Origin of the sequence: Trabulsiella guamensis ATCC 49490 (assembly GCF_000734965.1) — a bacterium.
Taxonomy (GTDB): domain Bacteria; phylum Pseudomonadota; class Gammaproteobacteria; order Enterobacterales; family Enterobacteriaceae; genus Trabulsiella; species Trabulsiella guamensis.
The window spans coordinates 1-1,301 of record NZ_JMTB01000160.1 but is presented as its reverse complement, the minus strand read 5'-3'; the positions used below and the strand labels follow the sequence as shown (position 1 = coordinate 1,301).

Sequence of the window (1,301 nt, the reverse complement as noted above, 5' to 3'; positions counted from 1 at the left end):
GCACCACGTCTGAACGCCGGTTTGCAGGCGCTCAAGCTCTTTTTTCAGCGCCTCAATACCGGGTGCGACATCGTTCGTCAGTGTGGCAATCTGGTCATTCAGCTCCGTTTCGCGGCGCAGAATAACGCGGGAGATATCACCAATCTTGCGGATATCGTTAATAACGTCTTCGCGGGACTGGGGAACGGCCACTGCCGCGGCAGCTTTGGTTCGTGGTTTTTTAGGTGCTTTCATATAAGCCTCAGTTTTAGTGTTCAACATATTCGCGGGTAATGTGATTCGTGAATTTAATCAGCGCATCCATCCCTTCATGCTGGTCTGGCGCTTCAGGTACGCCGGGAACCAGCAGTTGATCGCTGACGCGGGAATGACGGGCCCACACACCAATCAGCTCTCTGACACGTGATTCATCGCCAGTGATAACCGGCACTGCACCGTCGGGCACAACCTTGCCGAACTCAATCAGTCCGGAAGCCCATGCGTAAGCGGTAATTTTCCCCGTATGTTTTTCACCTTTAAGTGGGACATAGATAAGACGCTGTTGTATTTTGTCGTAATACATTGTTCCTGGTTTGATGCTCATAGTGATGACCTCAGTGTTTAACGATTTTACGGTTATCCCGTTCAGCCTTTACTTTCGCAAATTCAATAACGTGCTGGACAGCGGTCGGAAAGATAGCGGTCAGACCTTCCGCAACCAGAAAGGAAAATGAGCCGTCATCGTCTTTGCTGCTCACGTGAAAACTGATCCCGAGCTTTCCGGAGTTCTCCGGCGTTTTAACAATCTCGCCGTCCTTCATTTCGGTATCATCCTCAAGGATGATAGTGATTGTCTGCTTAGCCATTGTTATCTCCAGACCAGTTGACGACGGCAAAAATTCTGCCAGCCGGTGCGCTCAGACACGTTCAGTAAAAACCTGACGTCCAGACCCACCCACCGGCGACAGGCTTCTTCAACGCCGTACCGCTTACTGTCCCGCAGCAGCCGGGAGACCAGGCCACGAAGGAACCCGTAGGCAAAACGGAATGACGCACGATCTGAAAGAGAAACCCGGTATTTCATGACCTCCCACACGTCAACCACATTCGGGTTGTATTCCCAGATAAACTGGCGTTTGATCGCCTGTTTTCCGGCGCAGCTGACAACCAGCTCATACACGTCAAGATACATTTCGCCACTGCACACATTAATGAACCGGCAGATATCACCGGCGCTGCCGTTATTCATGCGCATGCGACGCAATGCTTTAATTTCACGTAACAGTTTCATATTTACCTCCAGATGACCCCGCAACCTCCAA

At 51.0% G+C, this 1,301-nt stretch carries 4 protein-coding genes; all 4 read right to left on the bottom strand.

Annotated features, from left to right (window positions below; genetic code table 11):
- The coding region (locus GTGU_RS23270; protein ID WP_038163465.1) for a host-nuclease inhibitor Gam family protein at window positions 1-234 on the bottom strand (234 nt) is incomplete at its 3' end.
- Between the two features lie 13 nt (window positions 235-247).
- Window positions 248-583 carry a host nuclease inhibitor protein gene (locus tag GTGU_RS23265; protein WP_425427536.1) on the bottom strand — a complete coding sequence of 112 codons (336 nt, stop codon included), beginning with the start codon at window positions 581-583 and terminating at the stop codon, window positions 248-250.
- A 10-nt stretch (window positions 584-593) separates the two neighbouring features.
- Complete coding sequence (locus GTGU_RS23260) at window positions 594-845, bottom strand: hypothetical protein (RefSeq protein WP_038163172.1); 252 nt, start codon at window positions 843-845, stop codon at window positions 594-596.
- Between the two features lie 2 nt (window positions 846-847).
- Window positions 848-1,270, bottom strand: a complete 423-nt coding sequence (locus GTGU_RS23255) for a hypothetical protein (RefSeq protein ID WP_038163472.1) — start codon at window positions 1,268-1,270, stop codon at window positions 848-850.
- Between the last annotated feature and the right edge of the window lie 31 nt (window positions 1,271-1,301).